Raw genomic sequence first — 6,676 nt, forward strand, 5'->3', positions numbered from 1 at the left:
TTCCTCGGGGTGGACGCCTACGTCCAGGACATCATCAAGGGCCTGATCATCGTGATCGCCGTGGTCATCGACCAGTACCGCAACAAGCGCAAGGCAAAGCGCTGAGGCGCACAGGTACCCGCCGCTTTTCCCCCTCGCCCTCTGGGAGAGGGCCGGGGTGAGGGACAAGCCCGCACCCAACTGCCTTTCCCCCTCTCCCCGGGAGAGGGTTGGGGTGAGAGCGCCCTTCCACCGCTCACCCATCCTTTTACCCGGCAGGCTAAGGCTTCGCCTGCCGGGTCTTTCTACCACCCTCACGGAGAAAAACATGCGAGACATCGGCATCGGTCTGATCGGCACCGGCTTCATGGGCCATGCCCATGCCCAGGCCTTCCAGCATGCGGCGAGCAGCTTCAGCTTGTCGGTGCGCCCGCGGCTGGCCCGCGTGTCGGCTGAAGTCCTGGCGCGAGCAGACTGCGGCCCGCCTAAGAATTTCTCGCGCTGCGTTGTACGTCAAGTTGGCACGTTACAGAACAACAGCAGGGCATAGGCCTGGGCCTGCGGTACGATCACCAGGTTCGCCTGCTGGTAGTCATCGAGGACTCCGGCGATGGCCATGCCGGTGTAGCGCACCCGGGTGGGGAGCTGCTCGGCATAGGTGGGGTAGCCCACCAACTGCACGATGGGCGTCGGTAGCGCGGCCACTAGCATCGCCAGCGCCGCGAGTCAGATGTTGCCCTGGGCCGTGAGAGCATCATCGGGATCACCAGTACGACATCGGCAATGAAGCCCAGGGTCCGCACCCGCCGCCGGCCAAGTCGATCCGATAGCCCGCCCCGGAACAGCATAATCAGTGCGGCGCACAGGCGGAAGTCGGCCATGATCCAGTTCACCTGCGCTTGGAAATAGCGCTGAGGGGGAGTTGATACTGCCCCTGTGCTAAGTACGCGGGCTCACCATTCGAAGGCATATGCCTTGTACATGCCTGAACAGCGCGCTACATTTGCCTATGTCAGGCATAGGCCAAAGAAGCAGATCATGCGTACCGTATCGATTTTCATGAATGGCAGGAATCAAGCAGTCCGGCTGCCCAAGGATATGGCTTTTGACGGCATCGGCGAGCTCGAAATCTCGAAGGAGGGTGACGTCATCACCCTGCGGCCTGTTCGCCCGTCCTGGACGTCTCTGGCGGAATTGCCTAAGGCTAACGCTGACTTCCTGCGGGAGCGCACCGCAGTGGCCAGTGATGAGGGCAGGTTCACTCTATAACCACCTACATGCTCGATACCTGCATTTGCTCGTTCATCATGCGGGAGCATCCAGATGCTGTAATCAGACGCCTTGCTGCTGAGGTCCAACGCGGTAACCGCATCGTGATTTCGGCCATCACCTACGCGGAAATGCGTTACGGCCAGATCGGCAAGAAGGCCTCACCCAAACACAAGATTCTGGTGGACGAGTTCGTTCGGCGACTGGACGCGTTGATCGCCTGGGACCTGCGCACGGTCGATGCGACGGTTGAAATCATGCGCCAGCTCAATGCGGCGGGTACACCGATCGGGCCGAACGACACAGCCATTGCGGGGCATGCAATCGCTATCGGCTGCACCCTAGTGACCAACAATGTGCGTGAGTTCAGCCGGGTCCCCGGCCTCGTGTACGAAGACTGGGTTTGATAGGTGTGACGTAATACAACTGGCGATATTTGTCATCACTTGAACTGCCAGATTGCCATCGCAACTAAGGGACAGATCCCAGTTGCCGAAGACATCTCCCCAGCCTGGCGGAGATCGTCACCGTCACACAGCACAACGATAAGTACCTGTAACGCACCCAGAGCGCCAGCATAGCGCTTTGCAGCGTCAAACCTATCTGGACGCCTCCGGACGCTGGTCCAGCACCAACATGTGCCCAGGATAGTGGGAGATGCAATAGGCGCTTCGCAGCTGAGGCAGGACCTGCTGTGGCGTCACCCCGCACGCCCAGCACACCGGCACGTCGTCTGGGCCCATAGGCGGCACCACGCCAAAGTCCGGCGCCTGCAGATCGGTGATGCCTATCGCCTCAGGATCGCCGATTTGAACTGGCGCGCCATGGCCGCTGGGATAGCGCGCGGTCACCAGCACTGCTTGACTGAGCAGCACCCGGGGTACCGGTCGCATGCTCACCACCAAAGTCCCGCCCAGAGCGCCGGCCGGCGTGTTGGGTACCGTGGTGCTGTAGACCGGCGGTGCCGCGCTGCTGACCTCAATACCTGCGTGGCGCAACGGCGCGTCGAAGGTGTGGCTGCAGCCCAGCAGGATGAGCATGGAATCCTCCCGCCAATAGGCTTCAATGTCCGTGGGCTCCGCCACCAGGTGGCCATGCTGCCAAACGCGATACCGCGGTAGCATGGTCCGGATGTCAATGGCCGCCCTGGGCAAGGGCATCCGAGGATTGCCGGCAGTCCCCACGGCAAGAATCGGACAGGCCTTGAGATTCGCAGACAGAATAACAGCAGGGCATAGGCTTGGGCCTGCAGCACGATTACCAAGTTGGCCTGCTGGTAGTCATCGTGCACCCCCGGCGCGCGACCAGCGGGCCGGTACTCAAAACGCAAGCGCGCGCCAGATCCCTGCAATCGAGCTCGAAGGGTCTGGCGTGAAGACCTGGCTCAGGGGGCGGCAGGCGCCTCTCGCAACCCGCCCAGGGGCTGGCGGCGCCGATACAGGACTAGGGTCGCCCCCAGCCCGCATAGCGCGGCGAACATCAGCCAGAAGGCCGGCGAGGCCTTATCGCCTGTCGCATTGACCAGAAAGGTCGAGACTGCCGGGGTGAAGCCGCCGAACAGTGCCGTGGCCAGGCTAAAGGACAGCGAGAAGCCGGCGACGCGCACCTCGGCCGGCATGACCTCGGTCAGGGCCGCCACCATGGCGCCGTTGTAGCAGCCGAAGAACATCGAGAAATACAGCAGCACCGCCAGCATCCGCTCGAAGCTGGGCGCGGCGGCCAGCCAGGCCATGGCCGGATAGGCGGTGAGCAGGGCCAGGCTCGCGATGCCCAGCAGCAGCGGCCGACGACCGATGCGATCGGAAACGCTGCCGCCGATGGGCAGCCAGATGAAGTTGGAGACCCCGACGAACAGGGTGACGATCAGGCTGTCACTGGCGCTCAGGTGCAGCACGGTGCGACCGAAGGTCGGGGTGTAGACGGTGATGAGGTAGAAGGTGGTGGTGGTCATGGAGGCCAGCAGACCACCGGCCACGACCAGCACCCAGTTCTGCCGCATCGAGCGAAACACCTCACGGACGCTGGGATGATGCCGGCGTTTCTTGAAATCCTCGGTTTCCGCCAGCGAGCGGCGGATGAAAAAGATGAAGGGAACGATCAGGCAGCCGACCACGAAGGGCAGGCGCCAGCCCCAATCGGTGAGCTGCTGGGCGCTCAGACTGGCATTGAGGACATAACCCAGCCCCGCGGCGACTACGATGGCCACCTGCTGGCTGGCCGATTGCCAACTGGTATAGAAGCCGCGTCGCCCGGGTGTGGCGATCTCCGAAAGGTACACCGAGACGCCACCGAGTTCGGCGCCGGCCGAGAAACCCTGCAGCAGTCTGCCGAGCAGCACCAGGGCCGGCGCCGAGAGGCCAATCTGGGCATAGCCGGGGACCAGTGCGATGAGGACGGTGCCGCTGGCCATGATCGCCAGGGTGACGATCAGCCCGCGGCGCCGACCCACCTGGTCGATGTAGGCGCCCAGGACGATGGCACCCAGCGGTCGCATCAGGAAACCCGAACCGAACACGGCGAAGGTCATCATCAGCGAGGCGAATTCGCTATCGGAGGGAAAGAATACTCGGGCGATATACGTGGCATAGAAGCCGAACAGGAAGAAGTCGAATTGCTCTAGGAAGTTGCCGCTGGTGACGCGCAGGATGGCGCCGACCTTCGAGGGCTGGCGGGGGATATCTGAGGCTTTCATCGGTGCTCCATCATTGTTGTTGTAGTGGGGGCAAGCGGATTAGTCGGCGCCAAGGCGCAGATGATCGGGCTGGCGTTTCTCAATGGCGTGCTTGAGCAGCGCCGCGCTGCGAAAGATGCCGTGGGCGAACTTGCCGTAGGGCATGGTGAGGAAGAACGCCATAACGGCGCCCAGGTGAATGGCCAACAGGGCGGCCATGGCGCCACTGTCGCGCCCGGCCAACAGGGCCAGGCCGCTGAGGCTGACCAGCAGCAGGAGCAGGATGAAGGCCCGATCCATGGGGCGCTGCGCCACGTCGCCCTGTTGCGGATCGCGCCGCAGGCTGAGCCACAGCAGACCGAACGGGCCTATCACCAGGCCGAGACCGCCGGCGGTGCCAAGCAACACCGGCGCGCTGAACAGCGGATAGGGCGCCTCCCAAGCCAGCAGGTAGTGATAGAGGGTGGCCACCGAGGTGGCAGCGAAGCACAGCAGAAAGCCGTAGAAGGTCAGGTGGTGAAAGCGCCGGCGCCACAGCGTGAACCTGTCGCTTTCGTTGTTGCAGCCCTCGCCATGGCCGCCGTCGAGGTATCTCAGGCGCAGCACCGCATCCACCGTCTCCACACCGGCGGCCAGCGGCGACACAGGATCTCGTGGCGCCGTAGGCGGACTTACGCCGCGCCAGAAGCGGCCGACGCCGATCGCCAGGGCCAGGACCACCAGGGCGAAGACGCCACCGAACATCAGGGCCAGCAGGTTGTGGGGAAAGATCGCATAGAAATTGCCCGCCAGCGGACCGGGGAACAGGGTGCCGCGGACCGCTAGGGCGAGCAGCAGGAACAGCGCCAGCCCGCCGGCCGTGGCACTGGCCAGGGTCAGGCCGTTACGCTGGTAGAGCCGACCGAAGGCCGCCGGCCAGGCGTAGTGGGCGTAGGTCTGGCCGCGCACCTTGGCCATGGCCTTGGGGATGTTCACGGCGAATTCGTGGGGCGGCGCATATTGGCAGGCGTGCAGACAGGCGCCGCAGTTATGGCAGAGGTTGGCCAGGTAATGGACGTCCGCACGGGCGAATTCCAGGCGCCGGGTCATGGCCGGAAACACCGCGCAGAAGCCTTCGCAATAGCGGCAGGCATTGCAGATGTGCAGCTGCCGATCGACCTCGCTTTCTTCGAGGGTGAGGAGGTCGATGAGTTGCGGAGCCTGGTCCTCAAGTGGGTGGGTATCAAGCGGCTGCATGGTCGTAGCCCCGTTCGACGAAGGTAGAGGGATGGCCGGCGGCGGCGGCAGCGCGCGCGCCGGCGATGCGGCCGAAGGCGGTACCTATACTCATGCCCACGCCGGCGGTGTAGCCCTTGCCCAGCACGTTGCCCGCCATCATCTCGCCGGCGACGAACAGATTGGGGCTGGGCTGGCCGGCGAAATGCACCGCGGCGCTGGCGTCGGTCTTGAGTCCCAGGTAGGTGAAGGTCACCCCTGGGCGCAGGGCATAGGCGTAGTAGGGCGGCGTATCCAGGGGGAGTGCCCAATGGCTCTTGCCTGGGCTGATGCGCTGAGTGTGGCAGTCGTCCAGCGTGGTGTGATCGAAGTGACCGGGCTGGCAGGCGGCGTTGTAGGCGGAAACAGTGGCAAGAAAGGCCGCGACCGGCAGCTCGAGTTTGCTGGCGAGTTCTTCCAGACTGCCGGCCAGGGTGCCGGGAAAGACTGGCGGCATGAAGCGACCGATGGCCTTGCGATCGATGATGGAGTAGGCGACCTGCCCGGGTTGCCCGGCCACCAGCCGACCCCAAATGGCATAGCGCTTGGGCCAGAAGTCCTCGCCCTCGTCATAGAAGCGCTCGCCCTCACGGTTGACCACCACGCCCAGGGATACGCAGTCGATGCGGGTGCAGATGCCTCCGTCGTAGAGAGGCGCCCGGGCATCGATGGCGACCATGTGCGCCTGGGTGGGGTCGCCGATGGCGTCGGCGCCCTCGGCCAGCAACTGCTTGAGCAGCACCCCCTGGTTGTAGCGGGTGCCCCGGATCAGGAAGTTGTCCGCCGGCCATTCGCCACTGGCGTTCTGCCCCCAGGCCTCGCGCAGCCAGTCGCGATTGGATTCGAAGCCGCCGGCGGCCAGCACGCAGGTCCGTGCCTCGATGCGCTCGGCTGGCAGGGCGATGCCGTCCACCTCGCGCGCGCCCAGATGGGCGGCTACGAAACGGCCGTCCTGCAGTTCGATGTGGGACACCGAGGCGTCGTAGCGGATGCCTATCCCGAGCCGGGCGGCGCTGCGGTAGTAAGCATTCACCAGCGCCTTGCCCCCGCCCATGAAGAAGGCATTGGTGCGGGAGACGTGCAGGGCACCGGAGAGCGGTGGCTGGAAGTGCACGCCGTGCCGGCGCATCCAGTCGCGACAGGTGGCGGAGGCGCGGATCACCAGGCGCGCCAGAGCTTCGTTGGTGAGGCCTCCGGTGACCTTAAGCAGGTCCTGCCAGTATTCCTCTTCGGGGTAGGCTTCCACGAGCACATCCTGGGGCGCGTCGTGCATGCAACGCAGGTTACGGGTGTGCTGGGAATTGCCACCGCGCCAAGCGCGTGGCGAGCCTTCCAGGAGCAGGACGCTGGCTCCGGCTTCCCGGGCCATCAGCGCGGCGCAAAGAGCGGCGTTGCCACCCCCGACCACCAGGACGTCGATCATCGTGAATCCTCATTGGCTGGCCACAGCGGCCTTGTTTGCCACGGACCTTAGCCAAGAGGGGGAGGTGGCCGACAGGGGCC

7 protein-coding genes and 1 pseudogene are annotated in these 6,676 nt (G+C 64.6%); 3 read left to right on the forward strand and 5 right to left on the reverse strand.

Annotated features, from left to right (window positions below; translation table 11 throughout):
- Nucleotides 1-105: pseudogene (locus GSQ95_RS23575) on the forward strand (ABC transporter permease); the annotation flags it as partial.
- 387 nt (nt 106-492) lie between these two features.
- Here GSQ95_RS23575 and GSQ95_RS23580 read toward each other — a convergent pair.
- On the reverse strand, nt 493-684 hold the full coding sequence (locus GSQ95_RS23580; protein ID WP_158896833.1) for a hypothetical protein: 192 nt from the start codon (nt 682-684) through the stop codon (nt 493-495).
- 333 nt (nt 685-1,017) lie between these two features.
- Here GSQ95_RS23580 and vapB point away from each other — a divergent pair, with 333 nt between their 5' ends.
- Both vapB and GSQ95_RS23590 read left to right on the forward strand, forming a co-directional pair.
- A complete protein-coding gene (gene vapB, locus GSQ95_RS23585) occupies nt 1,018-1,248 on the forward strand; it encodes a type II toxin-antitoxin system VapB family antitoxin (protein WP_158896834.1) in 231 nt (76 codons plus the stop codon).
- Complete coding sequence (locus tag GSQ95_RS23590) at nt 1,245-1,655, forward strand: type II toxin-antitoxin system VapC family toxin (protein WP_158896840.1); 411 nt, start codon at nt 1,245-1,247, stop codon at nt 1,653-1,655. Before vapB ends, GSQ95_RS23590 begins: the two co-directional genes overlap by 4 nt.
- A gap of 192 nt (nt 1,656-1,847) precedes the next feature.
- On the opposite strand, the gene GSQ95_RS23595 is transcribed toward GSQ95_RS23590, so the two are convergent.
- The 4 genes from GSQ95_RS23595 to tcuA form a co-directional block, all read right to left on the reverse strand.
- Nucleotides 1,848-2,288, reverse strand: a complete 441-nt coding sequence (locus GSQ95_RS23595) for a D-glutamate cyclase family protein (RefSeq protein WP_158896835.1) — start codon at nt 2,286-2,288, stop codon at nt 1,848-1,850.
- 344 nt (nt 2,289-2,632) lie between these two features.
- A complete protein-coding gene (locus GSQ95_RS23600) occupies nt 2,633-3,940 on the reverse strand; it encodes an MFS transporter (protein WP_158896836.1) in 1,308 nt (435 codons plus the stop codon).
- Nucleotides 3,941-3,979: 39 nt separating this feature from the next.
- Nucleotides 3,980-5,155: a tricarballylate utilization 4Fe-4S protein TcuB gene (gene tcuB, locus GSQ95_RS23605; RefSeq protein ID WP_158896837.1), complete on the reverse strand. Its 1,176-nt coding sequence runs from the start codon at nt 5,153-5,155 to the stop codon at nt 3,980-3,982.
- Entirely contained in the window at nt 5,142-6,596 is a 1,455-nt protein-coding gene (gene tcuA, locus GSQ95_RS23610) for an FAD-dependent tricarballylate dehydrogenase TcuA (protein ID WP_158896838.1), read from the reverse strand. The genes tcuB and tcuA overlap by 14 nt, the downstream gene beginning before the upstream one ends.
- Between the last annotated feature and the right edge of the window lie 80 nt (nt 6,597-6,676).

Origin of the sequence: Pseudomonas sp. BAV 4579, assembly GCF_009765395.1 — a bacterium.
In the GTDB taxonomy this organism is placed as follows: domain Bacteria; phylum Pseudomonadota; class Gammaproteobacteria; order Pseudomonadales; family Pseudomonadaceae; genus Chryseomonas; species Chryseomonas aestiva.